The 26,812-nt window shown below is 37.2% G+C and carries 22 protein-coding genes and 2 pseudogenes; 15 read left to right on the top strand and 9 right to left on the bottom strand.

The annotated features are described in order from the left end of the window. Nucleotides 1-42 precede the first annotated feature (42 nt). The 6 genes and pseudogenes from WG932_RS08110 (at nt 43) to WG932_RS08085 (ending at nt 5,474) form a co-directional block, all read left to right on the top strand. Nucleotides 43-711: a hypothetical protein gene (locus WG932_RS08110; RefSeq protein ID WP_483087593.1), complete on the top strand. Its 669-nt coding sequence runs from the start codon at nt 43-45 to the stop codon at nt 709-711. Then, nucleotides 690-1,346 (top strand): ATP-binding protein, encoded by a 657-nt coding sequence (locus WG932_RS08105; protein WP_483087592.1) that lies wholly within the window; start codon nt 690-692, stop codon nt 1,344-1,346. Before WG932_RS08110 ends, WG932_RS08105 begins: the two co-directional genes overlap by 22 nt. Nucleotides 1,347-1,392: 46 nt before the next feature. Beyond that, entirely contained in the window at nt 1,393-2,175 is a 783-nt protein-coding gene (locus WG932_RS08100) for a M15 family metallopeptidase (RefSeq protein WP_483087591.1), read from the top strand. Nucleotides 2,176-2,502: 327 nt separating this feature from the next. After that, nucleotides 2,503-2,721, top strand: coding sequence for a DoxX family protein (locus tag WG932_RS08095; RefSeq protein ID WP_483087590.1), 219 nt, complete (start codon nt 2,503-2,505; stop codon nt 2,719-2,721). A 135-nt stretch (nt 2,722-2,856) separates the two neighbouring features. After that, a pseudogene (locus WG932_RS08090) lies at nt 2,857-4,207 on the top strand (DEAD/DEAH box helicase). A 25-nt stretch (nt 4,208-4,232) separates the two neighbouring features. After that, nucleotides 4,233-5,474, top strand: coding sequence for a protoporphyrinogen/coproporphyrinogen oxidase (locus WG932_RS08085; protein WP_483087589.1), 1,242 nt, complete (start codon nt 4,233-4,235; stop codon nt 5,472-5,474). Between the two features lie 146 nt (nt 5,475-5,620). On the opposite strand, the pseudogene WG932_RS08080 reads toward WG932_RS08085, so the two are convergent. Further along, a pseudogene (locus WG932_RS08080) lies at nt 5,621-7,362 on the bottom strand (ABC transporter ATP-binding protein). 290 nt (nt 7,363-7,652) lie between these two features. Here WG932_RS08080 and WG932_RS08075 point away from each other — a divergent pair. Then, nucleotides 7,653-8,063: a DUF6428 family protein gene (locus tag WG932_RS08075; protein ID WP_483087588.1), complete on the top strand. Its 411-nt coding sequence runs from the start codon at nt 7,653-7,655 to the stop codon at nt 8,061-8,063. A gap of 375 nt (nt 8,064-8,438) precedes the next feature. After that, on the top strand, nt 8,439-8,861 hold the full coding sequence (gene arfB, locus WG932_RS08070; protein ID WP_483087587.1) for an alternative ribosome rescue aminoacyl-tRNA hydrolase ArfB: 423 nt from the start codon (nt 8,439-8,441) through the stop codon (nt 8,859-8,861). 97 nt (nt 8,862-8,958) lie between these two features. On the opposite strand, the gene WG932_RS08065 is transcribed toward arfB, so the two are convergent. Continuing rightward, entirely contained in the window at nt 8,959-9,465 is a 507-nt protein-coding gene (locus WG932_RS08065; protein ID WP_483088599.1) for an aminotransferase class IV, read from the bottom strand. Further along, nucleotides 9,369-9,998: an aminotransferase class IV gene (locus WG932_RS08060; RefSeq protein WP_483087586.1), complete on the bottom strand. Its 630-nt coding sequence runs from the start codon at nt 9,996-9,998 to the stop codon at nt 9,369-9,371. Before WG932_RS08060 ends, WG932_RS08065 begins: the two co-directional genes overlap by 97 nt. 205 nt (nt 9,999-10,203) lie before the next feature. Between WG932_RS08060 and WG932_RS08055 the strand changes: the two genes are divergently transcribed. After that, nucleotides 10,204-11,682, top strand: coding sequence for an aminotransferase-like domain-containing protein (locus WG932_RS08055; RefSeq protein ID WP_483087585.1), 1,479 nt, complete (start codon nt 10,204-10,206; stop codon nt 11,680-11,682). A gap of 27 nt (nt 11,683-11,709) precedes the next feature. Here WG932_RS08055 and WG932_RS08050 read toward each other — a convergent pair whose 3' ends face one another. From WG932_RS08050 to WG932_RS08040, 3 genes are all read right to left on the bottom strand, one after another. Further along, nucleotides 11,710-14,169, bottom strand: coding sequence for a TonB-dependent receptor (locus WG932_RS08050; RefSeq protein ID WP_483087584.1), 2,460 nt, complete (start codon nt 14,167-14,169; stop codon nt 11,710-11,712). Between the two features lie 78 nt (nt 14,170-14,247). Beyond that, nucleotides 14,248-14,517, bottom strand: a complete 270-nt coding sequence (locus WG932_RS08045) for a helix-turn-helix domain-containing protein (RefSeq protein ID WP_483087583.1) — start codon at nt 14,515-14,517, stop codon at nt 14,248-14,250. A 17-nt stretch (nt 14,518-14,534) separates the two neighbouring features. Next, nucleotides 14,535-14,996, bottom strand: coding sequence for a cupin domain-containing protein (locus WG932_RS08040; RefSeq protein ID WP_483087582.1), 462 nt, complete (start codon nt 14,994-14,996; stop codon nt 14,535-14,537). Between the two features lie 552 nt (nt 14,997-15,548). On the opposite strand from WG932_RS08040, the gene WG932_RS08035 reads away from it, so the two are divergent. The 6 genes from WG932_RS08035 (at nt 15,549) to WG932_RS08010 (ending at nt 22,196) form a co-directional block, all read left to right on the top strand. Beyond that, nucleotides 15,549-15,710: an RNA polymerase sigma factor gene (locus WG932_RS08035; protein WP_483087581.1), complete on the top strand. Its 162-nt coding sequence runs from the start codon at nt 15,549-15,551 to the stop codon at nt 15,708-15,710. Nucleotides 15,711-15,757: 47 nt separating this feature from the next. Beyond that, on the top strand, nt 15,758-16,087 hold the full coding sequence (locus tag WG932_RS08030; RefSeq protein WP_483087580.1) for a sigma factor-like helix-turn-helix DNA-binding protein: 330 nt from the start codon (nt 15,758-15,760) through the stop codon (nt 16,085-16,087). 184 nt (nt 16,088-16,271) lie between these two features. Further along, entirely contained in the window at nt 16,272-16,613 is a 342-nt protein-coding gene (locus tag WG932_RS08025; RefSeq protein ID WP_483087579.1) for a hypothetical protein, read from the top strand. Nucleotides 16,614-16,627: 14 nt separating this feature from the next. Then, complete coding sequence (locus WG932_RS08020) at nt 16,628-17,233, top strand: FecR family protein (RefSeq protein ID WP_483087578.1); 606 nt, start codon at nt 16,628-16,630, stop codon at nt 17,231-17,233. 195 nt (nt 17,234-17,428) lie between these two features. After that, entirely contained in the window at nt 17,429-20,563 is a 3,135-nt protein-coding gene (locus WG932_RS08015) for a SusC/RagA family TonB-linked outer membrane protein (RefSeq protein ID WP_483087577.1), read from the top strand. A gap of 19 nt (nt 20,564-20,582) precedes the next feature. Then, nucleotides 20,583-22,196, top strand: a complete 1,614-nt coding sequence (locus tag WG932_RS08010; protein ID WP_014022703.1) for a RagB/SusD family nutrient uptake outer membrane protein — start codon at nt 20,583-20,585, stop codon at nt 22,194-22,196. Nucleotides 22,197-22,471: 275 nt separating this feature from the next. Here the strand turns inward: WG932_RS08010 and WG932_RS08005 are convergent, their stop codons facing one another. The 3 genes from WG932_RS08005 to WG932_RS07995 are packed head-to-tail and all read right to left on the bottom strand — an operon-like array spanning nt 22,472 to nt 26,408. Further along, on the bottom strand, nt 22,472-23,248 hold the full coding sequence (locus WG932_RS08005; protein ID WP_483087576.1) for a heparinase II/III family protein: 777 nt from the start codon (nt 23,246-23,248) through the stop codon (nt 22,472-22,474). Further along, complete coding sequence (locus tag WG932_RS08000) at nt 23,209-24,420, bottom strand: heparinase II/III family protein (protein WP_483087575.1); 1,212 nt, start codon at nt 24,418-24,420, stop codon at nt 23,209-23,211. The genes WG932_RS08005 and WG932_RS08000 overlap by 40 nt, the downstream gene beginning before the upstream one ends. Before the next feature lie 35 nt (nt 24,421-24,455). Next, the gene (locus WG932_RS07995; protein WP_483087574.1) at nt 24,456-26,408 is read right to left on the bottom strand and encodes an alginate lyase family protein; all 1,953 of its coding nucleotides are present in this window, start codon (nt 26,406-26,408) and stop codon (nt 24,456-24,458) included. Nucleotides 26,409-26,812: the final 404 nt, after the last annotated feature.

The following is a 26,812-nucleotide window of genomic DNA, read 5'->3' as shown; positions in this document are numbered from 1 at the left end:
AACAAAAACAAAATTGAAAAAAGTAAATACTTCTCAAGATTTATGAAACAATTGTTGAATTTTTTGGAAATGGTGATAAAAAGCAGAATGGACCATGAGCTAGGGAAAACCGAAACCCTGGTAAAGCCGAATCTGGATTTATTCTTTGATCAAAATAATTATTTAGGAAAAATGATTAAAGCTCTTGATATTAAGAATCAGGAGTTGTTGCTTTTGTCATTGGCGATGGTGCCTTATATTAATCCGGGATTTTTAAGTAAAATGGTTCAGGAATATTTCCCTGATGGGACTTCCCTTCCGGAGTTTGGAGGATATAAAACGAAATACCATAGGGGAATCATTCCTACTGGAGAAACCCTCATGTATCTTTTGGCGGGGACTGATCCTGTCTCCAGAAAGAAGTATTTTTCTATATTTAGAGATTCTACATTGTTAAAAAAGGGGCATATTATTCTTGGGGAGGCACCTGAAGAAGAACCCTTTTTTGCAGCCCCTTTGTATCCTGATCCGGAATTTGCGGATAAAATTTTAATGGAAAGTATTAGACCCCCAAAGCCAAGCCCAAATTTTCCGGCTGAGAGGATTCAAACCGACCTTGAATGGAATGATTTGGTTTTGTCTGAGAAAACACTCACTCAAATTAGGGCTCTAGAAGATTGGCTGACTTATAATGATCAGCTAATGGAAGAATGGGGTTTGAAAAAAGTGTGAAACCGGGCTATAGAGTTATGTTTTTTGGTCCACCGGGAACTGGTAAAACCTTAGCAGCGGGTTTATTGGGAAAACACACCGGCAAAGAGGTGTACAGGGTTGACTTATCTTTAGTAGTTTCAAAATACATTGGAGAAACAGAGAAAAATCTTTCCAGACTTTTTCTAAAGGCATCTGGTAAAGGATGGATTTTGTTTTTTGATGAAGCTGATGCACTTTTTGGGAAAAGAACCAACCTTAAAGATGCTAAAGACAAGCATTCCAATCAAGAAGTGGCTTATTTGCTACAACGAATTGAAGCCTATCCGGAAATGGTAATTCTTGCATCCAATTATAAAAGTAATTTAGATACTGCTTTTATTAGGAGGTTTCAAACGATTATTGACTTTGAGCCTCCGGGTGTAACAGAGCGGTTGGCATTATGGAGACAGTATTTACCCAAAAACATACAGCTAGAAAACAAAATAGTCTTAGAAGATTTGGCACGTAAATACCAATTGACCGGGGCCAATATTGTGAATATTATTCAACAATTGGGATTGAAAACATTGGCAGGCAAGCAAAATCAAATCAATGAAGATTTATTGATCCAATGTATTCGATACGAAATTCAGAAGGAGGGTAAAATACATTGATTGCCATTTTACCCAAAGTTTATTAGAAGTGTAACCAACAACCACAATGAAACAAAAAATAAAAGTAGTTCAACAGCTCTTGGCAGAAAAAGGCTTGTACAATGGAGCAATTGACGGTGATTTTGGACCTAAAACCCTAGCTGCCATGGACAAAGTAGCAGGTATATCTCAAAACCTCCCACAAGTTAGAAAGATAACCATGATGATACAGTTAGGGGCAAGGGAGAAGGGCTTCAATTCAGGGGCAATTGATGGAATGTGGGGCCCACAAACCCAATTTGCCTATGAAGAATTGGTTTACTTGCAAAAATTTGGTAGGGCAAGTGATCCTTGGAGGCCTGAAGATATTAACCCCATGAACCGATGGCCAAGGCAGAATTCCGCTGCTTTTCATGAGTTTTATGGGCTTAGAGCTAAAAACCTAGTAACCATGCCCGTGCCTTACGAAATGAAAATTGCCTGGGACATGAGGTACAGAGCAAGGAAAATTACTTGTCATAAAAAAGTGGCTGAAAGTTTATATTTGGTTCTGGAAAATGTCCTTAAAATTTATGGGGAAAATGAAATTGACAGGTTGGCACTGAATAGGTTTGGGGGCTGTTTCAATAATAGGTTGATGCGAGGAGGGACCCAATGGTCTACACACTCTTGGGGGGTGGCATTGGATTTTGATCCGGCTAGAAACCAATTGAAATGGGGTAGAAATCAAGCGGCATTTGCCCACCCGGTATACAATGATTGGTGGAGATGCTGGGAAGAAGAAGGTTGGGTTAGTCTCGGAAGAAGAAGAAATTATGACTGGATGCATGTTCAAGCAGCTGAAATTTAGCCCTAACTCCTATAGAATAATTAATTGACATCGCTACAATATACTTTGAATTAGGCCATTTGAGAATCCAACCTAAATAATGGACATGCCTTGCTCCGAAACATTTGGCATTATGTGAGGCAACTATATAAAACCTAAGGTTTATTAATTGTGGCTAGCTCTATTTTTAAAGTTATGGAATTATTCGATAATTATTTATTCAGAGGGTCTATCCATCATGTTTTTCCTTAAAAGGAAATTATTTAAGCTATTAAGGCTCAAAATATTTGATATGCAACTTTGATGTTCTAATTTTAGAGGATAAAGAAATTATTGCAATTGATTTTTATGGATGAAGCATTTCTTTATGCAATGGCAATTTTTTATTTAACAATGGGTGTGATGCATTTTGTAAAACACCGTTTGTTTACAAGTATTATTCCGCCCTTTATTCCTGTACCCAAATTGATTAATATATTAGTAGGGAGTATTGAGCTGGGATTAGGGATTGGCTTGTTTTTGAAACAAGTCGTACTGAAGCTGCCTATGGAATCATCCTTTTGTTAATTGCAGTATTTCCAGCCAATCTATACATGTATCAAAAAAGCATTTAGGTATTCCAAAGTGGTTGTTGTTGATAAGACTACCGATACAATTGGTATTAATTGGTTGGGCATATATGTACACTTAAATTAGAGAAAATTGACTTTTAGTGAATTTAATTTTGTTCCCGAACTGCAAGAAGGTTTGGATGCAATGGGTTTTGAAAAAGCAACCCCAATACAAGAACAGGCAATACCAATTATTTTGGAAGGCAAAGATATCATTGCCACCGCACAAACAGGCACGGGTAAGACGGCTGCTTTTATTTTGCCGGTACTTAATAAAATAAGTAATAGCCACGGAAAAGGGGTGAAAGTTTTGATCATTGCCCCGACTCGAGAATTGGCCATTCAGATTGATCAACAAATTCAAGGTTTAGCTTATTTTTTAGGAATAAGTTCAATCCCTATTTATGGTGGAGGTGATGGAAAAGTGTGGGAACAACAAAGGAAAGCTTTGGAAATGGGAGCGGATATAGTTGTTGCTACACCCGGAAGACTCATTGCTCTGTTGGCAGGAGGGAAGGTCAAATTTGATAGTCTGGAAAATTTGATTTTGGATGAAGCAGATAGAATGCTAGATATGGGGTTTTCAGATGATATTTTAACCATCGTCAAACATCTACCTCAAAAAAGACAAACCCTGTTGTTTTCTGCCACTATGCCTCCGAAAATCAGACAGTTTTCGCAGCAAATTTTGAACAAGCCTGAGCAAATATCTATTGCGCTTGGTAAAACTGCAAAAGGAGTAAGTCAATACGTTTACCATGTTTATGACGGACAAAAAGAAGCTCTGGCTAACCATATTCTCAAATCTCAGGACTATCAGGCTGTCATCATATTTTGCTCTACAAAAGATAAGGTGAAATCCTTATTTAAAGCCTTAAAAAATCTTTTATGGTTGAGGCTTTTCATGCTGATTTAGATCAAAATGAGCGGGAAAAAATTATGTCAGCTTTTAAAAATAAATCGCTTAAAATCTTGGTCGCTACAGACATCTTGTCCAGAGGTATAGATGTGGAGGATATTGAATTAGTAATCAATTTTGATAGTCCAAATGACCCGGAAGATTATGTTCACCGAGTAGGAAGAACAGCTAGGGCAGAGAAGAAAGGAAAGGCTGTGACCTTTGTTAATGAAAAAGATAGGTACAAGTATAGAAATATTGAGAACCTTATCGGCATGGAAATTGAGGTATTGCCTAATCCGGAAGAAATCGGTTCAGGTCCTGATTTAAATAAAAAGCATGCTAAGAAAACTTCCGGTGGAAATAAAAATCTTCTTCAAATTACAAAAAGAAAAAGCCTTTTAGAAAACAGTCTAAACCTAAAGAAAATAGAAATTCAAATAGCCCTGAAAGTGAAAGTCAGGAAACCAAGGCAAAAGCCAAACCCTCAGCTGAAAAAGGGAAGTTTCGTGAACGTAAAAACATTAAAGATGGGCTTGATTAATTGAATGTTAAATTAATTCATACCTATGTTTGCATCTGAAAAATCTGTTTATATAATTGGCGCTGGAATATCCGGATTAGTGGCTGCAATTGAATTAGAAAAAGTCGGTTATTTCCCGGTTATTCTTGAGGCTTCAGATGGTATAGGAGGAAGAGTTAAAACAGTTGAAGCATACGGGTATTTACTCGATCAAGGTTTTCAGGTGTTACTTACGGCATACCCTGAATTAAGCAGATACCTCGACCTAGATAAACTAAATTTAAAGAAATTTAAACCCGGGGCAATCATATTTGAAGGAGGGAAAGGTTCTTTTGCTGTGCATGATCCACTCCGAAACCCATTAAAGCTGTTTTCTATGGCTTTTTCTAAAGTGGGTACAGTATGGGACAAATATAAAATGTATGCCCTCACCAAAGAACTTAAGGAAAAGTCAATTGAAGAAATCTTTGACAGTCCCCAGCAAACAACTTTAGCCTATTTAGAGGGATATGGCTTTTCAAAACGCATTGTACACAATTTTTTCAAGCCTTTCTTTAGTGGGATTTTTCTTGAAGATAAATTATCTACCTCTTCGGCAATGTTTGAGTTTGTGTTTAAAATGTTCGGAGAAGGTTATGCTGCTATTCCCCAAAAAGGGATGGGAGAGTTAAGCCAACAACTTTACTCGCAACTTGAGCATACTCAGGTAAGGTTTCAAACAAAGGTAAGTTCCATAGAAAAAAATACCATACACTTGGAGTCCGGTAACCAATTGACCGCAGACCAAATTATTATAGCAACAGCTCCAAATGAAATCATTGGCAAAGAAATATTGAAATACAACAAAGTGACAAATCTGTATTTTACTTTGCAACAATCCTTTATTGGTAAGCCAATGATTGGACTTGTTCCTGATGAGCAATACTTGATTAATAACTTTGTTTTTATGACAGATGTAAGTAAGAGCTATTCTAGTGATGGTCGAGCACTACTTTCTGTTTCTATCATCAAGGATGTTGAGGGCATTGATTCTCTTGAAAATATGATTGCTAAGGAATTGGAAGCCTTAACAGGTATAAATGCCAATCATTTTGAGCACGTTAAAACCTTTTCAATTGACAAAGCATTGCCCATACTTTCAGAAGTTAAAAACACCCTCCCACTACAACATGTTAAATTGTATGACAATGTTTATTTGGCAGGGGATCATTTATTGAATGGTTCGATAAATGCAGCCATGACTTCGGGAAGGCTTGCCGCAAAAACCTTAATGGCCAATGACTCCTAGTTGATATTGTTTAAAATATATTATATAAACAGCCAAAAAAGAATTGGTTAAATCCGTATGGGTTCACTCAGTTTCGTAGTGATTGATTCTGAACTGATTGCCTCAAATATTAAAAGACCTGTTAGGAACTTTGTGTTAAATTGGCCTTAAATTCTTGCTTGGAATGTGTACAAATCATGGTATCGCCCCTTGGATTGGATCAGCTCATCATGTTTCCCTCGCTCTACTATCTGACCTTTCTCTATAACCAATATTTGATCAGCCTGTCGTATGGTGCTTAGCCTATGTGCGATAACAAATGTAGTTCTTCCGGCCATTAGACTTTTTAAGCTTGATTGAATAAAATGTTCACTTTCTGCATCAAGGTTACTGGTGGCTTCATCCAATATTAATATGCGTGGATCAGCCAATATTGCCCTAGCTATGGCTAATCTTTGTCTTTGTCCCCCGGAAAGTTTTACCCCTCTTTCACCTATTACTGTTTCTAGGCCCTCTTCAAATTGATCAGTAAATTGATTCACGTATGCTGACTTTACTGCTTCCTGAAGCATCTCCTCAGTGGCATTCGGTCTAGGAAACATGATGTTTTCCCTAATTGTACCTTCAAAAAGAAAGTCATCCTGAAGAACTACTCCCAGGTGTTTCCTAAAGGAATTCAAATCTACTTTACTCAAGTCCTGTCCGTCTATGCTAACCGTGCCTTCGGTAGGAATAAGAAATGATGCAACCAGCCCTGAGATGGTTGTTTTTCCTGAACCGGAACTACCTACCAAAGCAGTAACACTTCCAGGTTCGGCAACAAAATCTACACCTTTTATTATTTCTGCTCCAGGTTCATATTCAAAATGAACATTGTCAAAGGATACCCTACCTTTTATTTCCGGTAGCAATATATTCCGATTGGCAGGGTCGGCCTCCAGAGGAATATTCATCAATTCTTGCGTTCTGTCCAATCCCGCAAAAGCTTCTGTAAGCTGGCTGCCTATATTACTCATTTGAAGAATTGGTGCGATCATAAAACCCAATAATAAGGTAAAGGCTAGAAAATCTCCGAAAGTCAATTGGTCCTCCATGATCATGTACCCTCCAATTCCCATAATCCCTGCTGAGGCTAAACCGAGTAAAAAAGTTGCGGCACTTGTAACGAAACTAGTGGCGGTTAAGCTGCTTTTCACATTAAAAACAGTTTTTTTACCCCTGATTCAAATATCTTGGTTTCTTGATCTTCTGCATTAAAGCCTTTGATAACCCTAATTCCTCCTAAGGTTTCTGTTAATCTGCCTGTAACATCAGCATTTATTTTACCTCGCTCCCTGAATATGGGACGGATTTTACCAAATGCTTTTAATGAAATTACACCAAATATTATGACTGGAACCAATACATATAAAGTCATTTTTGGACTGATGTATATCAATAGCACAAGACTTATTAGCGATGTTAATAGTCCCCCTACCATTTGAGCAAGCCCTGTCCCTACCAAATTACGTACCCCTTCCACATCTGTCATTACTCTGGATACCAATTCGCCGGTTTTGGCATTGTCAAAAAATCGAATCGGCAATCTTATAATGTGGGCTTGAACTTCAACTCTTAGTTTTGCAATAAGGTTTTGGGCTTCAACACTTAATATTTGGGTCAAGCCAAAGGAGGTTATAGCTTGTACTGTTACAGCTATTACCACTGCAACAATTAGCCATTTCAGTAATTCAAAATTGCTGGACGGGATTACATCATCCACTAAATATTTACTCGCCCATGGTAAGACTAATCCGGAAAGCCTACTGATAATAATTAAAACAAGTCCAATGAAAATGTATTTTCGCCTTGGCCAAATAATGGTTTTAAAAACACTATTTAAACTAACATTACTTTTATTTTTTGCCATAGATTTTCTATTAGAGTGGTCGAATTATAAACAAATTTTCACCAAAAACATTCCTTTTAGTGAATTCTATTTAATTAGGACTTGTTAAATTTTGAATAAGCGTTGAGAAGAATGGTTTTGCATGAGATTTTACCTTTAAAACATAAATAATTAAACTACGTCTTTTACTTTTAATTAATTAATCGTAATATTGCAATGAAACGATGATTCAATTCAAGGAGTGATTTAAAAATCTCCTTTTTATTAGTAAAACATCGTGGTACAATCGTTTTTATTTAAAAAATAAGGATATGAAACTTTCAGAAATTAAGCCCCTATTGACAGAACAGAAAGAATTATTATTTCAATTACCTGATGGATCTCTGGTTCCGGAGCATTTTCATGTGACAGAAGTAGGAAAGGTAATTAAACATTTCATTGATTGTGGGGGTACAGAACGAAAAGAAGAAGTGATAAATTTCCAACTTTGGTCTGCAGATGATTACAACCATCGTTTACACCCAGAAAAGTTGCTTCATATTATTGAATTGTCAGAAAAAGTTTTAAAACTATCTGATTCAGAAATAGAAGTAGAATATCAGGGCCAGACCATCCAGAAATTTGGTTTAGCATTTAGTAATAATCGGTTTTTACTTACAAGTAAACAAACTGATTGTTTGGCCAAAGATCGTTGTGGTATTCCTGAAAAAAACCTACTTTGAAAATGGTTTCAGCTGAATCTGCCGGGGCATGTACTCCCGGAGGAGGCTGCTGTTAATGAATAGAAAATAATTAAAAGTTAAATTGCCTTTCATAATTAAACCTTAATTTCAGGTATTATGGAAGGTAATTTTTTTGCCTCTTTTTTTATTCAAATAAACCCCAAAATATAAAGTTAACAGCTTTTATTTCGGTTTTTTGACCAAGCCTGCCAGTAGAGAGCTTTAATCTTAGCCTTCAATGCTTAGGTGAGAAAATCACCTCATTCTCTTAAAATCATAAAATATTAACCGGATACCAGTACAATATTGGGTTTTACTTATTGGTATCGAAAGGGTTAATTTTTCTTACTTTTGTATTGAACCCACTTCTGTTCCATGACAATTAAAGATAAAATAAAAAATGAAATTTTTCATTCTGAGTTTAACTTTCAGGCCTCAAGAAGTAGTGGGCCGGGAGGACAGAATGTGAACAAAGTAAATTCAAGAGTTACTTTGTTTTTTAATGTACCCATTTCTCAGTTCTTATCTGATGAAGAAAAAGAACTATTGATGGCCAAGTATTTTAATAAAATGGACAAGGAAGGTAATCTTCAATTTGATGCCCAATCTTCTAGGTCTCAACTGGATAATAAAAAAACTGTACAAAGAAAGTTTTATGAATTTCTCGAAAAAGCATTTGAAAAGAAAAAGAAAAGAAAAGCCACTCGCCCCAGTAAAGCCGCTAAAGAAAAACGATTGAAGGCCAAACGTGTTCGTTCAGAAAAAAAGCTATGCGAAGTAAAGATTTCTAATTATTGATGGCTTTACTCCGCCTTTATCATGAATAAATACTTTAAAAAATAGGCCTAAAACTATTGGATTTAGGCCTATTTTGAGAAATTATAACTGCCGTGAACTAAACCAGATCAGACCAGCCGAATTTGTCTGGACTCAGACCTCTACGGATGTCAGCAAGTTTATTTTTTATACGATACATGTCGGCATTTTCGTTGACATATGTTTCAAAGATTTCATCTTTATATGAGATTTCTTTAATAGGCGAAATTACAGCTGCAGTTCCAACCCCAAAGGCCTCTACTTTTTCTCCTGAACGAATTCTTTCAAGAATCTCTGCAACTTCAATGGCCCTTTCTTCAACTTCAAGCCCCAATTCCGGAGCAATATTAAGGATAGAGTCACGAGTAATTCCATCCAATATACTGTCGCTCAAAGAAGGGGTAAGCAGGGTTTTTCCATTGAGAATAAACATGATATTCATGGTGCCGGACTCTTCAATAAACTTTCGCTCCTTGGCATCCAACCATATTATTTGATCAAATCCATTTTCCTTGGCTTTTCGTTGTGGTAAAAGGGAAGCGCCATAATTTCCCCATTTTTTGCTGAGCCTGCACCACCTCTTGATGAACGGATATAATCTGTTTCCACTTTTACCCTTAAAGGTCGAGAATAATAGGCTTTCAAGGGGGAGAGTACGACCATAAATAGATACTCTCGGGAGGCATCCACTCCTAATTTGCTTTCAGTTGCTATGGCAAATGGCCGAATATAAAGGGCGTATTCGGGGTCGTCAATAACCCATTTACTTTCTTTACTAAGCAGTTCACGTATTCCATCGATAAAGCAGGAGGCAGGCAAGGGTGGCATTGCCATTCTTTCTAACGACCGGTTCATTCGCTTATGGTGGCTTTCCAAACGGAAAATATTGATTTTGCCATCCACTGTTCTAAAAGCTTTTAAGCCTTCAAAGACAGTTTGGCCATAGTGTAAGCACATGGCTAAAGGTGATAAGGAAATGTTTTGAACCGGTCCAATTTTAAAATCAGACCATGTTCCATTTTCATAGCGAGCTACCAACATTCGGTCAGTTGCTTGTAATCCGAAGGTGAAATTATCAAAATCAAAATCAGGCTTCTGAGTTATCGTTTCGTTCATCATGGGTAATTATAATTTATTGAAACTTTTTTCTTTTAAGAAAAGAGTAGTACTTTTTAATGTATTGAATACCAATTGTTTGTTTAGGTACTGATAAAGACTGCTGGTTCCTGATTTTCCCTTAGTAATTTTTTTACCTATAATTTAATAGGCTATCCGATTGTTCTACAAAATCAATTGATTGTGATTGCAAAATAAATAAGAATCTTTGATTGGTTACAGATACAATTTATTTAATTTTGAAGGGTACAGTTTAAATAAGGGTGCAGTTTACAATATTACTTCAATGACTTTATTCGAAGAATTGGCTGAGAATTTCGAAAACCTGATTACAAAAAAGACTTTAAAATTGGGTGATAAAATGCCTTCTATTCGAACGGTTAGTAAGGAATATGGAGTCAGTAAAAACACAGTAATTCAAGCCTATTTACTTTTGGAGAGCAGATCCTTTATTGTTTCCAGGCCACAGGTGGGGTTTTTTGTTTGCCAGAGAGAAGACCAAATCTTGCCCATGCCCATGGCAAGTAGCCCCAATATCAATGGAATGGTGGGAAAAGAAGATGGCTTAATCGGTAAAGTTTTTTCGCATTTTGTAAACAAAGACATCACGCAGATGTCTTTAAGTGTACCTGATGAATCCTTTTTTCCAGTAGCCCGATTGAATAAATGTATCCAGACGGCTACCAAAACCTTAGGTGCAGGGGGAACAGCTTACGATGATATCCAAGGGAATATGAGATTACGAAAAAATGTTTCCAAATGGTCATTTACATGGGGAGGGAACTTGGGGGTGGATGAATTGGTGACAACTTCCGGTGCCATGCACGCCATTTCTTTGGCATTTATGGCTTTAACCAAGCCCGGTGATCGAATAGGAGTAGAAAGTCCTGTTTACTTTGGTATTCTACAGTTGGCCAAAAATATGGGGCTTAAAGTAATTGAACTTCCAACAGATCCGGAATATGGGGTTCTACCCAAAGATTTAGAAGAACTGGTCGATAAAATAGACATTTGTTTGCTGGTTAGTAATTTTAATAATCCTTTAGGTAGTTGTATGCCGGATAAAAATAAAAAGGAAGTAGTAAAGCTCTTGACCAAGCATAATGTTCCACTCATTGAAGATGATTTGTATGGAGATGTGTATTTTGGGCCATCTCGTCCAAAGCCATGCAAAGCATTCGATACAGAAGGTATAGTTTTGTGGTGTGGCTCAGTTTCCAAAACCCTTGCTCCGGGCTACAGGGTTGGTTGGATGGCTCCAGGGAGATTTATGAAGGCTATTTTAAAGCTTAAACTATTTCACTCCGTATCAGGAACAACGATAACCCAAGAAGCCATTGGTTTGTTTTTAGAAAATGATTACTATGAAAAGCATCTCCGACAATTAAGGGCCAGATTATATAGCAATTCCTTGCATTTTATTCGGGCAATTGCAGACTATTTTCCCAAAGGTACTAAAATAAGTAGGCCTCAAGGTGGTTTTGTGCTATGGGTAGAATTGGATAAAAAGTGGGATACTGGAAAACTATTTGATAAGGTCTTGTCCAGAGGGATAAGCATTGCTCCGGGTAGGATGTTTACCTTGCAAAGTCAGTTTCACAATTGTCTCAGGTTAAATTATGGGCTGCCCTGGACGGAAAAGTTGGAACAGGAACTAAAATTACTTGGGCAGATTCTAAAAGAGTAAATCATTTTAAAACCTGCCCAAAAGGTGCTAAAATTCTTTTTCTCCAAATTCACTTTTTACAAATCGAGATTTGTTTTTACCAGGATTAATGGTGTAGCTAAGATTCAATAGAATCATATCAACTTCCAACACATAGTTGGTAGTTGTGTAGAAAGCATCTTTTCTCCAAGTAGTAATTCTTTGTTCGTTTGTCGGTAATAGCCCCATGTCCATATTTAACCATTGTAAACTGGCGGTGAGTCTGTCTCCCATAAATGTTTTTTTTGCTACCAGATTCGGGGATAAAAACCTTGAATCCTCTCCTTGGGCAGTGATCCTTTTAGACAAGTAGTTTAGGGACCATTGTAGGCTAAAGGTGGAAGAGAAAGCATAACTTGTATTGGCATTGATGGAGTAAACCCATGCTGAATTATCAATCGGGCGATCATCAAACTCTCCGGTAATTTGATATTGGTATAAGTTACCACCTGCAAATAATTTCCATTTGCTGTTTGGGTTGATCTCAAGTCCCGCTTCCAGTCCAAGAGATCTTCCTGTGCCCACATTAGAATAAATGCGATTCAATATGGTGTCGTTATAAATGGTGTTTACTCTATTTACTAGGTTTTGGACATTTCTAAAGTAAGCCGTGGCATAGAAACTATTTTCCCCATAGTTTTTAACTAAACCCGCTTCAATAAGGTCGATAAATTCAGGCAATAATGTAGGGTCTCCTTGTTCCAAAGTTTCAGAATGCTCTCTTTCAGGAAAAGGATTCATTTTAAACGTTGTGGTACGGTCCACTCTTCTGCTGTAGGCAGCTTTAAAATCTAACCCTTCATTTACACTGTATTGAATATTAGCTGAAGGGTATGGTTTTAAAAAATCGTAGGTATAGGTGCTGTCAACAGTATTGCCTTTGTCTTTCAGGTGTAGTGAACGGTCCATGTATTCAAACCTTAATCCTGCAGAATAATTCCACTTTCCTTTGTGGCCATTGACCTGACCGTATACGGAATGGATCAGTCTTTTTAAATCTACATTTGAAGAGAACTCCGGAACCAACTCAAATTCTCCTTCAGTATTTTTTCTTTCGTAGACAAAGTCCCCCAAATGGTTTAGGCTTCTAAATTGATACCCTCCTTCAAATATTCCCCAAGACTTGGGTTTTGCCTTATAATCGATTTTCCAACGAATTCCATGCAAAGGGTTATCATTGGTATTGTACTCATCTTGGTAGATAACATCTGGGTTGAAGTAGCCAAGGTTTCTATTTGTGGTTGGGCCTCCCAGCATGGTATATTCATAGAGAAAGGAAGAAGAAATCGTTGCCTCATTATCAAATGTGTGGGTGTAATCAAAACTGCCCAAAGCAAAATCACTTTTACGGATCCTCAAATTCTCATTGAAATATTGCATGGTGTACAGTCGCTCACCATCAACTTCAGCATGGTTGTCATAATAAAGAATATCAGCAGTACGGTCTTTACTTCTTATACCTCCATAAAAGCCAAGGCTGAAATTGTTCTTGTTGTTAGGAGTAAATCCTAAGGTTAGCCTTCCTGAGTAGGCCTCTTCATCAAACCCTCTTTCACCATCTGAAGGAAAATAAGTTGTAACACCATCAATTATAGTGTAAACTTCTCCTTCCCTGCGCCCATTAATGTCGTTTCTTAAATAGCTCGCACCAAAAGACAGGTCCCAAGCATCTTTTTTGTGATTGATAGTGAAATCTGCACCGTATCTTTGCGGTTTTTCTTTGTTGTTATAGTCTTGAATACTAGGGAGTCCAAGTCTCGTATTCACTTGGATATAGGTGCCATCAGTTGCTCCTTTTTCAGTAGTTATATTAATTATACCGGCCTTTCCTTCCGGATCGTATTTAGCTGATGGGGCGGTTACCAGTTCTATGTTTTTTATGGCATTGGCCGGCAATTGACTGAGAATTATCGAGGGGTCAGATTGCACAGGTTTTCCATTGACCATGACCACAAAACCCGTTGCACCCCGAACAGAAAGTTCTCCTTCTGCATTAATTGAAACTGAGGGTAGATTCCTAATAAGATCTATAGCGTTGCCTCCTTTTCCTGATAAAAAATCTGAGGATGCAAAAACCTGGCGGTCTATTTTGTGCATGGTTGTAAACCGAGAACCTGAAACTTCCACCATGGCCAATAATTGCTCATCAGGGGAGATTAACAAGGTGCCTAAATTTAAAGCCTTACCTTTCTCCACATTCACAGGGCTAATAATTAAATTTTTATAACCCATAAATTGGGCACTTAAATAATATTCACCTGCTTTCAATTCCTCCAAAACAAATGTGCCGTCTGGTTCGGAGATAGTGCCAGTCACAAGACTTGAATCTTTAGGATTATAGAGGCCGATGCTTCCATACTCTATGGACGTGTTTTCATTGGCATCATTCAAGGTCCCTTTTATCAGGGTCTGTGCAAATGAAACATTGAAAAAGAATAAATAAAATACGATTAGATGGGCTTTTTTCATTTTCTTATTTTGTTAAGATGCAAAATAAGTAAGGAAAATAGCCAATACTGCGGTAGATTTTTACCAATAATGGTGAATTTAGGCCAATAATCGGGAACGATACTCTAATGGGGTCAAAGTAGTTTGAGATTTAAAGAACTTTATGAAGTTGGAAGCGTCAGAAAAATTCAATTGATAAGCAACTTCTGTAACAGGGAGATTGGTATGTGTTAGCAAGTTTTTGGATTCAATTAAGAGTTTTTCTTTGATGATTTCAATGGCATTACAACCGGCAGCTGCCTGACAAATTTGATTTAATTTTCTACTACTTATTTTCATAAGATTAGCATACTCTTCTACCGTTCTCAATTTTAAAAAATTTTCATTCAGAAGTTTTTTAACCTACTAAATTCACTCACAAAGCTTGGGTGGACTTGGTCTTTTACCGCTGGGAGGTAGAGTGTTTTTAAAATAAGTGTATTGAGGTGAGCCGACAGCAGCTCCAAGGGTTCATTGGCTTTAAAATCTCTATAAAATAGGTTAAGTTGGTCCATTAAATTAAATTCCTGCCTTGGAAGATTAAACTTATTATGTAGACGAAATAAGTTGTCCAAAGCAGAAGGATAGTTGGCGAGTGCTTCTTCTTTAAACATCACCACAAAACCTTCAGGGATTTTAGAAAAGTCCCAACAGTGGACTTGTCCAAGATTTAAATAAAATCCAACAGGAGGGCGGACTTCATGCTTGATGTCATCTACTACGTGGTAACCGGATCCCTTACTTAAAAATATCAGTTCATGGTACCCCTCATGTCGATGAGGTATAGTTGGCTTAATAACAGGTTTCATTTTAGAAACTTTTATCACCAATTCCTTCTCAATTTTATTTTTTTCCGATTTCCTTCACTTCTTTTTCCATAGCTTCTGTGAACTTTCTATTATTTTTCCCTAATTTACATTAAGCAAACTTACTGAAGCATTTTAGAGAATTTACTACTTAAATGAGATTAATTTCGACTTAAGAAGTTAATTCATAACCTACCCAAATATTGCCTACTACTTCTTTTAGCTAAAAGAAAAAAGAATTGTCACCTGTAAATCAATAGCAATCAATAAGTTTGTCTGCTTGTAAAACCTTAAACTTAATTGGAATAGCGGTCCTAACATTACTTACTAACCTTATAATTTATAGTGAATAAAAATAATTTTATTATTAAGAGGTTTAGTTATATAATTGGCCGGGTAGGGGGATGTTTTTAAGAAAATACTAGATAATTTTATTGTTAAAAAACCATTAAATTATTAAAATTTCTCCTTTGAAATGGAATGCTTAATTGGAAACTAGAAAATGTTCCCATAAATTCGAAGGGTGTAGTGTTATTTATCCTGCTAAATAATAAAATGAAAGATTCCGATGTACTGTTGTTAAAAGCTATGGCCATGGACAATGTGAAAGCATTCGAAGCCATATACAATAAATATTGGGAGCGATTAGTAAGGCAAGCATATGCCAAACTAGGGGACTCTTCAGAAGCGGAAGATTTGGTGCAAGATATTTTTTAACCCTATGGAATAACAGAAAATCCCTTTCCATTCAAAAAGACCTCAAAGTGTATTTGCTCACAGCTGTAAAATACAAAGTTTACCGGGTTATTTATAAAAGGAAGGTATTATGTGATATTGCAGGGATTGATGAGGTTCAAATTAAATCCGAAGCCCCCAGTATCTTGGAATTTGAAGAATTATACGAAAAAATTGAGGTTGCCATTAATAAATTACCCAAAGGGCAAAGAGAAACTTTTAAACTTAGTAGGATTAATCAGCTTTCAACAAAAGAAATAGCTTCAAAATTACAGATCGCTCCACAAACAGTGCACAATAAAATTCACATGTCCTTACTTTTTATCAGGGCAGAAATTAAGAATTATCTTTTTGGTTAATTAAAAATTCAATATAAAATTTTGAATTTTTTAGTTTTATTCTTTCGATATCTGTAAAATTTTCAGGTATTATCCATTATAATGTTAGCCCCAATAAGTATTTTTAATAAAAATTTAAAAAAATTCCATTTTTTTAGGTAGTGTTTTAAGTTTATTGACACTTAGTATATATAGAAGAGATATTATGAATTTCCCAAATCATATTTTGCGGCTTATCAAGAAGGAACTAGAAGGAGATCTAAGTCCTGAGGAAAGATTGATCTTGAATGAATGGTATGAAAATCTTGAAACCTCAGAGGAGATAGATTTTGATTCCAGAAAAGAGAAAAATTTAGACAAATTAAGAGCTGCTATTGCACCAAAGCCAAGGTATAAAGTTGATTTCAGTTGGATTGGGTGGGCAGCTGCAGTTGTAATTGTCTTTATCGGAATGTTTGAGGTTTATAACAACAAAAATCTTACTGAGCCAGTAATGGAAACTGTGGTGGAAGAACGTTTTGAAGAATTTGTAAATCCACGAGGGTAAGGCGCCAACTTACGTTGCCGGATGGATCTAAAATTTTTTTAAATGGGAATAGTAAAGTAAAAATAAGCAAGCAATTTTCAGCCAATAGAAAAGTATTTTTAAAAGGAGAGGCATTTTTTGATGTGGAGAAAGATTCAGCAAACCCTTTTGTGGTGGTTACAGAGGGGTTAGAAACAAGGGTATTGGGGACAGCTTTCACCGTTAGCGCATACGAGGGTAAACTACAGACCGTAGCTGTAAAAGAAGGTAAGGTTAAAGTGTCAGAAGCCAATAAAGAAAAAGCTACAGAAAGTGATTTTTTAATTGCCAATGAGCAGTTGACTTATAAGGAGGGGATAGGTTTAGGTAAGAAACAGCGCATTAATCCTGATAAAAAGTTTGCATGGATCAATGGCAAAATAATTTTTGACAAAACTCCTATCAATGAAGTGTTTTCAGTGTTATCTGAATGGTATGGTTTAGAATCTGTTGAATTAAATGATGAAAATATGAACTGTCAGGTAACCGGCAGTTATACCCGAATGACCCTAGAAGATATTATGGAATCAATTAAATACGCTACAGGAATTGCCTATGAGATAAACGGAAAACAATTAAAAGTGAAAAAAGGGAATTGCTAAAAGTGGCGCTAGGTCGAAGTAGCGCCACTATAGAAAAGCAATTCATTTAAAAATGAATTACATTTAACCATTACAAAATTATGAAAAAAGTTACTCATCCTTTTTATGAGGATTACTATGCGGATATTTTCCATTGCTTGCCTATTTTATTTAGGCTTAGGGGTAGGTTGGGCATATAATTCAGATGCCCAAATAATGAAAGAGGCCAAGGTCGTTCTTTCTCCTGAAGCCGAAACTTTGGTTGACATTTTCGATCAGATAGAACGCCAAACTGATTTTAACTTTGTGTATGAAAATGCGCTAAGGAAGGATGATGTTTTGAATATTGATCTGGGAAAATCGAATGTTGAAGCTATACTTGAAGAAATTTCAAGGAATAGCAACCTAGTATTCAAACAGATAAATCACACCATTACTGTTGCCGATAAGACGCCGGCAGATCATTCTGCGGAGTTAGCTGATGTTATGAAAATTATCACCGGTACCATTGTTGATGAAAATGGAAGTCCAATACCAGGAGCCACCATTTTGGTGGAAGGAACAGGGATTGGTACTGCTACAGATTTAGATGGTAATTTTTCCATTGATGCACCTTCTGGTGCGGTTTTATTAGTTTCATTTATTGGCTATGAGTCGCTAAAGGTAGAGGTAGGAAACCAAACCAAATTAAATATCACCTTGTCGGAAGATGAGTCTGCTTTGGAAGAGTTCGTTGTGGTTGGTTATGGTTCAGTAGAACGAAGGGAGATCACCGGTTCTATTGCTTCTATTGGTAGACAAGATATTGTAAGCGAACCCACTTATTCTTTCGAAAGCTTGCTACAGGGTAGGGCTGCAGGTGTAGATGTGGTGGCAGATAGTTATAGACCTGGAGCCGGCGCCACGGTAAGGATTAGGGGTGCACGATCTTTGGTTGCAGGAAATGATCCTTTGATCGTTATGGATGGAATTCCAATTGCCGGTAACTTAATGGACATTAACCCATCTGATATTGAATCCATAGAAATTCTTAAAGATGCCTCCGCTACTGCTATTTATGGATCTAGGGGTTCGAATGGAGTTGTTTTGATCACTACTAGAAGAGGTTATTCAGGAGGAACACAAATTGAATACAGTGCTTTTGCAGGGATTCAAAATATTGCAAATAAGGTAGATTTGATGGATGCGGAGACCTTTACTGAGATGCAGCGAGATGCGGCCAGACAACAAGGGTCTTATACCACGGATGAAGCTTTGTTTTTGGATTGGGAATTAGAAGGTATCCGAAATGGTGTAGATACAGACTGGCAGGAAGAAGCGTTTAAGACAGGTTTTCAACAAAATCATCAGTTAAGCGTAAGGGGTGGAACAGAAGATACCAAATATGCTATATCAGGTACCTATTTGGACCATAAATCTATTGTTTCAAACAATGATTTCTCTCGTTTCGTGGGAAGACTAAACTTAGATCAAGAAGTCAGTGATAGGTTCAGGGCCGGAGTATCTGCTCAAGTAACAACTAGTGAGGAATACCAAGGTGGTGATTTTGGAAGTATTATTCTGAGAAGTCCTTTGGATTGGCCGGCAAGAGCGGAAGGAGCTTTAACTAGTGAATTTGCAGTAGGAGAGAGTTTTCCAACCTTAGCATTGGATAGAGATGTATACATTGATAGAAGAGACAGAACACGTATTATTACCAATATATATGCTGAAGCGGATATAATCGAAGGTTTGAGTTATCGATTTAATTTTGCGCCGGATTTGACCTACTATGACAGGGGAACCCATACTTGGCAAACTTCTACTGCTAGTGTTGCCAATAGCAAAACAAGTAATATTCTGTATGAAAACATTGTTAACTATTCCAAAGACATAGGTACAGATCATAAAATTAGAGCAACTGGATTGTACAGTGTGCAGAACTTTAGAGAAACAGGTTCTGGCGTTTCTGTAAGGGGGTTACCTTTCGAACAACAACGTTATCATAATATTGGAACAGCTGAAGAAACAACTTCTAGAAGCTCCTATCTAAGTGAGTGGGCACTTGAGTCATATATGCTTCGTTTGAATTATTCAATGAAGGATAAGTACATCGTGACCATGACAGGAAGGGTAGATGGTTCCTCTAGATTAGCTGAAGGAAATAAATATGGTCTTTTTCCATCCATGGCCTTGGCTTGGCTGTTGGATAAGGAAGGTTTTATGGCAAACAATTCAACATTTGATGAATTAAAACTTCGTGGAAGTTATGGTGATGTAGGTAACACAGGTATTGATCCATACCAAACTCAAGGAAGGGTGCAAAGAGCCGGTTATGCGTTTGGAGACCAATCTGTTTATGGATTTCAAAGTGCGGAATTGGCCAACTCTGAATTGAGATGGGAAAGGACCAGACAAATAGATATAGGGGTAGATTTCTCTCTATGGAACAGCCGTGTGATGGGTACATTCGGGGTTTATCAGCAAAGAACAATTGATTTGCTTATGAACAGACAATTGCCTCCAACCTCAGGTTTTGCAAGTACCTTAGAAAATGTTGGTGCAACCCGAAACAGAGGGATTGAATTTAATGTCTCGGTAGTGAATGTAGAAGCCAAAAGACCGGGTGGATTTAAGTGGACCACAGATTTTGTTTTCCATGCCAATAAAAATGAAATTACTGAATTATATGGTGGAAAAGAAGATGATCCGGGTAACTTATGGTTTATTGGACAACCTATCAATGTGTATTATGACTGGGAATTTATCGGTATTTGGCAGGAGTCCGAAAGAGATTTAGCCACTTCATATGGTGCAAGCCCAGGTGATATGAAATTGAATGACATCAACAATGATGGTAGAATAGGTGCTGACGATAGGATCTTATTAGGGTCTGATGTTCCTAGTTGGACAGGTAGTTTAAACAATAGAATTACTTATAATAATTTTGATTTTGCTTTTTTCATTTATACCACTCAGGGGATAAATATTTTCAGTGAGGCTGGTGGAACTTCTCTCGGAGGTATGCTTAACCTTCGTCGAGGGTATAACCTGAATTCTAGAGACGTGGATTATTGGACACCGGATAATCCAAGCGATGAATACCCTCAACCTCGGGTAAGAGGCCATGATTATTCTACACCTATGGGGTATTTTGATGCAAGTTTTGTTAGGGTGAGAAACATAACACTAGGTTATAGTCTTCCTGATAAGCTTTTGGATCGATGGGGTTTACGTAAATCCAGAATTTATTCCGGAGTACAGAATCCTTTTACTTTCACCTCATTTCCGGGACTTGATCCTGAAGGGGCAAGAGATCTTGATATGCCAAATTACAGAACCATTTTGTTCGGTATTGAACTTGGATTTTAAAACCACTAATGTCTAAAAGATGAAATCAATAATAAAATATATACTTGGATTGGCTGTCTTCAGTACTTGCATAAGTTGTGCTGACTTGACAGAAAATATGATTACAGATACTGTTGCTGATGTTCAATTTTCGACAGCAGAAGGATTAGATGAAGCTTTGGTTGGAGCATATGTGCCTTTAAGGTGGTATTATGGACGTGAACCCGGACTATTAATGAACCTTTTTGGAACGGATATGTTCATGGAAGGTCAAAGTTATAACTCTGAGTGGGATAATTATGGACCGGGTTTAAATCCCTCTACAGTACTTTCTCCTTCAGGTGATGTGTTGGTTTGGGAGCATTTCTATGCAGGTATCAACTATGCCAACACAGTAATATCCAGAGCAGATGGAATAGAAGGGATGAATGAAACGACTAAATTGGAAAAAATAGCTGAGGCAAAATTTTTACGTGCTCACTATTATTTTGTTTTAGTACAACATTTTGGCCCCATTCATTTAACCTTAGAGGAAACAACAGGAGTAGAATTGGAAGCCTACAGAACCTCAGAAGAGGAAGTGTATGCAGCCATTATTGCGGATTTGGAATATGGAATGGAGCACCTTCCTTTAGAACAAGTGCAGTATGGTAGACCTACCTATGATGCAGCTACCAATCATTTGGCTAAAGTTTATCTTACCATAGGTAATTGGGAGAAAGCATCTGAGTTAGCAATTCAGGTAATTGAAGGTGGAAGACATCGATTGTTGGACAACTACGCTGATGTATTCGATCCTTTTAATCAAAGACATGAGGAAGTGATTTGGTCGGTACAATGGGGTGATGACACAGAAGTAAACAATCCGGGAAATGAGCTTCAAAGGTTTTTGGGTCCTAGACAATGGTTACTTCCAGGTTTAATTGGTGATGATATGTACCATGTTGGGATTGCCCGATTCTGGCCAACTGATTTTACCTTGACCACCTTATTTGGGAATGATTACAGGAATGAAGGCTTGCATATCAGAAATGATTCTCGTTATAGTGTGACTTTCAAGGAAGCTTGGCTTTACAATGATGAGCCTAATGTTCCTGAAGGATTTTCTATAGGTGACACTGCGGCTTGGTTTACCAATGACCCTATTCGAAGGGAATTTACCCAAGAACAAATTGATGCAGCTCCTTATACTTTGGTAATTATTGAAGATAGGAATGACGTTTATTCTCCAACTGTTCAAAAACACCGTTACCCTTATCTACGAAACAATGGTAGAGATTATATGTACATGCGTTTGGGTGAAACTTACTTAATCGCAGCTGAGGCTTTGATGATGCAGGGCAAGCTGGATGAAGCCACCTACTATTTCAATATTTTGAGAAAAAGAGCGGAATTTCCGGGTGGGGAAGAAATTCCTTTGATCACTCCTGATGAATTGGATATTGATATGATTCTTGATGAAAGAGGAAGAGAACTCGCCGGAGAATTGCATAGATGGCCTGATTTGAAAAGAACAGGAAAACTTGTAGAAAGGGTTAAAATGTACAATCCAAATGGAGCGGCTAATATCAAAGAGTACCATAATCTACGACCAATTCCTCAAAGTCAAATTGACAGGACAAAAAATGAATTCCCTCAAAATGATGGATATTAATAATTTTGGTCGGTAGGGATTTGATCATAATAGTGTTTGAAATGTGATTTAAAATTCCTTCGTTAGTATAAAAATGCCCCTTGTCTTAATAAAAGCCAAAGGGGCATTTTTTTAACCTGGATTATGGTATTAGGATTTTTCCACTTAAAGGATTGGCTATTGCATATTTTGGGATTATCGATTAAACAGAAACATCAGCTAATAATAAGTATCGTCAAGTGGATTGTAGAGAAAACGCTAACAACGTTAATGTCTATTAATGGCTCCAATATTTATTAGAAGTGGTAGCTAAGGGTTTCTTTTTCTCCATTTATAAATATTTCTAACGTTACCTTATTACTACCAATTTTTGTCTTTGATCCCAATTTAATATCTAGTTGTGGGGGTGTTTTCCCTTGAAAAGGCACCAAGCTCGTAATAAATCGCATTCCATTTTTTTTACCATCCCATTCTTTACTAAATGAAAATGCCGGACGAGGCACTTTAACTGTGTAAACAAAAGAAACTTGTCCTTCTTGCCTTTCCAAGTCCAGTTTTGACATTTCATGGGCTTTAATAGAAAGGTTATAACCCTCTTCAAATAAAGTTTGGACCGCAAGGTTTTCTTTGTCAATTGATACCTTACCGGGGGCGAGTTGAAAATTTAAATCGAGTAAACCTTTCTCATTTCCAATGGCCTCATCCACTAGAATAAAAAATGATTTGTTGTAGAAAATTACCGCTCTACGGTGGGCCATTCCCTCATAATTTTGGTTTTCTACTACTAAAATATCGTGCTTTTCTCCGGGTTTCCATAGTAATAATTTGGGGGCATAATTTATATTTTTCCCGTCCAAAGTTAAGGTTTGATGTACTTTGCTTTGCCTGAACCAAGCTCTTCCTTCAGGATCACCACTATAAATAAAACTCCCTGAATCAGGCGTTAAATTTCTCCCTCCGGCATATAGAGAGAAGGTATTGTTGTCAGGTTGGCTATGACCACCTCCATTGGGTCCACACTTTATTACCATGGCTATGGCTTCAGGGTCCCAAGAGCTTCGAACGGAATACAAACCACTCTGGGGGAAGGCATATGCTGTCTGATTGGGTTTAATTCCTTTTTTCCTTCTGTTGCCACATAAAGGAAATCTTCTCTGTCAAAGAGTTTTGCCCAAGTTTCCAATTTATTGTAATATTGGCCGGGCTCTCCAGTCCATGCATCTCCAAATTGAGGGGTGGTACCATTCGGAAATGCAAGCTTCATTGGCACTTCAGTCATTTTCTCAATCATTTTCAAGTAATCTTCAGAAAAAAGATCAGCTTTATTATTCATTTGGGCCAACTCATAGGTTCTTAAAAACCAACTGATGCTTCCCATATGATATCCGAATGCCAATTCCCTTTGGTGACCATCAGGATATACCTGTTCATGAATCTCGTTGTTAAAACGTTTAATCGCTTCTGTTAGCCATAAGTCTGAATCTTTAAATTCAGGGAATGTCATGGCGATAAAAGCCATTCCTTCAGCCTCCATCAAAGCCCAATTGCTACCTGAACTATATTTGGTCATTAAGTAGTCAGCATGATCAAATATGCTGCTGAGGTAAAATACCAGTGCCTCAGGACTGAAATTTGGAGAATGAAGAAAATAATTGAATAGATGAGTCCATCGGTTTCCCCTAATACCGGCTTCTATAGACCGCCAAGCCAGTTGATGCCTATCGTCTCTTGGATTTTTAATTACCCAGTCTATAAGTTGTTTGTTCCATTCCCTGGCATACTTTTCATCTCCCTGGTCTTTGTATACTTTTCCCATACTTTGCCAAAACACCATTCTGTTAAGTTGCCATACCCATTCTTTATCTTTTACCGGTTGGCTTTCCCAATTGATATCCCTACCTACGAAAAAGGAGGGATAGGCAGGTTGACCTACCATCACATGTTTTAAAGCATTTTCGGCATAGGTATAATCCTTGGAAGAAGGGATTTCATTATAATTGTTGTTGTCTGAAGGATGAGCTAACCCTTTTCTATGCCTAAAATATTCCAGTAAATACCTAGCAGCTAGTAAAGGGTTTGCACCATTGACTTGTACTTCTTGAGGAAGGTTCAGTTTTTCTGAGACCTTCTTCCATTTGCTCAGAAAATGGTTATTCGGAAGGGAGGTAGAAGCATGAATTTTATTGTGTTGAATAAAATTATAATTTCTCTTTTGTGTTTGGTTATCAGGAGAATTGACTCCCATTTCCCCATTTGTTCGAATGGTATTTTGAGCGATGGTTAATTGACTATTTCCCTTAAAAGATTTTCGAAGTGCAAACCGTTGCGGTCATTGCCTTCCAAGAGGTTGTATTTAATTTCCACAGAACGAGATTCATTAACTTGGATTCCATCGCGTTTGTTACGGCTACTTTCGTTGTTGACGATTTTGATGTTTTCACAAAGGCTCGCCATAATACCTGAGCCCCAAGGTGAATTACTAAATCGGCTTTTGGAAATATTGACATTGCTCGATTGAAAAAGATGCAAGTTATGATGAAGTCCTTTACCCGGAACGACATTAGAACCATTATCGCTAAAATCACAATTAACGATAGTCACTCTTTGAGCTCCGCGGAGTGATACACCATTTTTGGTGAAGTTTCTTACCGTTAGGTTTTCAAGGTGAATGTTTCGGATTTGGTTTATTAAATCAGCAGCCAAAACCAGGCCTTCTCTTCGAGGAGCTGATTGCCTGGCTCGCGTCCTTCTTCCCTGGTTAGGGTCATATTCTGGTTGGGCACTTTCCCTCCCTTCAATCACAAAATTCTTCAATGTAATGTTTTCAGCCACAGGGTTTAGGTTACCCACGGTAAGGCCACTTACTTTCTCTTCAAGTAAAAGAATGGTTGCTAAACCGAAGCCTTCCAAATGGATGTTGCTCGGTAATTTTAAGGATTCCTTTAAAAAATGTTGGCCTTTTTCGAGTAAGATCTTTTTCCCAGTTTTGCTTCCATTATCAATAGCCTTCTGAATGGATTGTCCTGGTTTTACCTTTATGAATTCATCTTCATTCAATTGATTTAGACTATTCCTTGCACCAGTTTGTTCTCGGGCATTTTCCAAAGGACCATTTACATTTTCGGGTATTGCTGATAGTTGAACCGGCGCTCTTTGAGCTACTAAAAATCCCCAAGTAGAGTTTGTCCGTGTAAAAGCAACGGCTTCTTTGGTATAAGGCATGGCTATTTTTTTCACGTTGGTGTAATGCGAAAAAACGGACTCATAAATGTCTCTGAATTCACCTCTTCCTCTCGTAGAAATGTCTCCGTAAACAGGTACTTCCTCACCAAGCATATATTTTGCTGTGTATTCAAAACCCAGAGCTAGTCGGTTATCCGCCACTCCATATAAATCTACCCCTTGGGTCCATGCAATTTGTGCTGCTTTTGCAAACTCACCTAAACCCAATTGAACATGGGGCCAGTCTCTGGTTGTTTCTTGAATTTGGCCATTGGGGTATATGTATTTGGTAATACCGCCATTATTTGGTCCCCAGAAATAACGATTGACGGCCCTTTTAAATATATCTGGTCGGTCTGTGAAAATACCTATTCCTAACATGGTATTGATCATGGCAGCATCCCAGTTTCCGTTGGCTTCTGTGAAAAAGTCCCTGATATAAGGATAAAATACGGTAAGCATTAATTGTTCAAATTTTTGAATTTCTTCCGGAGCCCAACCCGAATTGCTATGCCTTAATATTTCTGCAGCGTTTAAGAAGTGTTGACCGGTTAGTGCTGCTATTAGTTTCGCATCGTTGTCATCGAAGTCCCATAATCGCTCAGACCAAGCATTAATGATTTGAATGGCTTTTTCCGCATGAGACGCTTCACCTTTCACATACCAAAGTAAGGCTTGCCTATATGCCTCTTTTGCGCTTGCTGAAAGCTCCTTATGTCCTTGCCCTTGGCGTCCATAAGAACCTCTTACAACATGGGTGAACGCTTGTACTTTAAAATTGAAATTTGCCTCTTTTTGAAGATTTTCAAAGGCTGTTTTCCAAGGTTCTTCTCCTTTAAGGATTTGTGATTTCATATAATCCAAATCTGCTTGGTTCTGTAAGATTCCCGGATGAATAAAAGTAGTTGGATAAACCAAGTCAGATGTGACCTCAGTAGGTTGAGCAAAACTGTTGTTCCCTAACAATAATGAAAAAGCAAAAATTTTCAGAGACAAGAGGAATGAATTCATGGGTTATTTTGAGTTTAATATTGCGTGAAAATATACGGGTATACAATCAGAAATGAAAGTGAATTTTGGATGGGGGGAGCAATATTAGTAAGAAGAAAATAAAGCAATCGTAAATTATAGTAGAATTATGATTTTTTCTTGATCATGGACATCATTGAATAATTCTGTGGTGAATAATTTTTGTTGAAAGCCCAGTTTGTTGAAATTTATTTATGGTAAAATTGGTGATTTTTATTATAGTATTCATACCCTAGGTAAGTGTAATTAATGAAAATGTAAATTAAAAAGAAATTTTTTAAAATATATATAATATTTTAAAAAATAGTAGTATTGTTAATTGCTATTTAATTAAATAGATGTAAATTAAGATATGGCATAAATTTATTTTAATATTAATTAAATAA

Source organism: Cyclobacterium sp. SOCE241, assembly GCF_056867545.1.
This window is presented reverse-complemented; position numbering and strand designations above follow the sequence as displayed.

Excerpts from the sequence above, each read along its gene's own strand:
- WG932_RS08105 (WP_483087592.1), top strand. The coding sequence starts at position 690 with ATGGGGTTTGAAAAAAGTGTGAAACCGGGCTATAGAGTTATGTTTTTT.
- WG932_RS08085 (WP_483087589.1), top strand. The coding sequence starts at position 4,233 with ATGTTTGCATCTGAAAAATCTGTTTATATAATTGGCGCTGGAATATCC.
- WG932_RS08110 (WP_483087593.1), top strand. The coding sequence starts at position 43 with ATGAAACAATTGTTGAATTTTTTGGAAATGGTGATAAAAAGCAGAATG.
- arfB (WP_483087587.1), top strand. The coding sequence starts at position 8,439 with ATGACAATTAAAGATAAAATAAAAAATGAAATTTTTCATTCTGAGTTT.
- WG932_RS08095 (WP_483087590.1), top strand. The coding sequence starts at position 2,503 with ATGGATGAAGCATTTCTTTATGCAATGGCAATTTTTTATTTAACAATG.
- WG932_RS08025 (WP_483087579.1), top strand. The coding sequence starts at position 16,272 with ATGAATTTCCCAAATCATATTTTGCGGCTTATCAAGAAGGAACTAGAA.
- WG932_RS08000 (WP_483087575.1), bottom strand. The coding sequence starts at position 24,420 with ATGGGAGTCAATTCTCCTGATAACCAAACACAAAAGAGAAATTATAAT.
- WG932_RS08050 (WP_483087584.1), bottom strand. The coding sequence starts at position 14,169 with ATGAAAAAAGCCCATCTAATCGTATTTTATTTATTCTTTTTCAATGTT.
- WG932_RS07995 (WP_483087574.1), bottom strand. The coding sequence starts at position 26,408 with ATGAATTCATTCCTCTTGTCTCTGAAAATTTTTGCTTTTTCATTATTG.
- WG932_RS08010 (WP_014022703.1), top strand. The coding sequence starts at position 20,583 with ATGAAATCAATAATAAAATATATACTTGGATTGGCTGTCTTCAGTACT.
- WG932_RS08035 (WP_483087581.1), top strand. The coding sequence starts at position 15,549 with ATGAAAGATTCCGATGTACTGTTGTTAAAAGCTATGGCCATGGACAAT.
- WG932_RS08075 (WP_483087588.1), top strand. The coding sequence starts at position 7,653 with ATGAAACTTTCAGAAATTAAGCCCCTATTGACAGAACAGAAAGAATTA.
- WG932_RS08100 (WP_483087591.1), top strand. The coding sequence starts at position 1,393 with ATGAAACAAAAAATAAAAGTAGTTCAACAGCTCTTGGCAGAAAAAGGC.
- WG932_RS08015 (WP_483087577.1), top strand. The coding sequence starts at position 17,429 with ATGAAAGAGGCCAAGGTCGTTCTTTCTCCTGAAGCCGAAACTTTGGTT.
- WG932_RS08060 (WP_483087586.1), bottom strand. The coding sequence starts at position 9,998 with ATGATGAACGAAACGATAACTCAGAAGCCTGATTTTGATTTTGATAAT.
- WG932_RS08040 (WP_483087582.1), bottom strand. The coding sequence starts at position 14,996 with ATGAAACCTGTTATTAAGCCAACTATACCTCATCGACATGAGGGGTAC.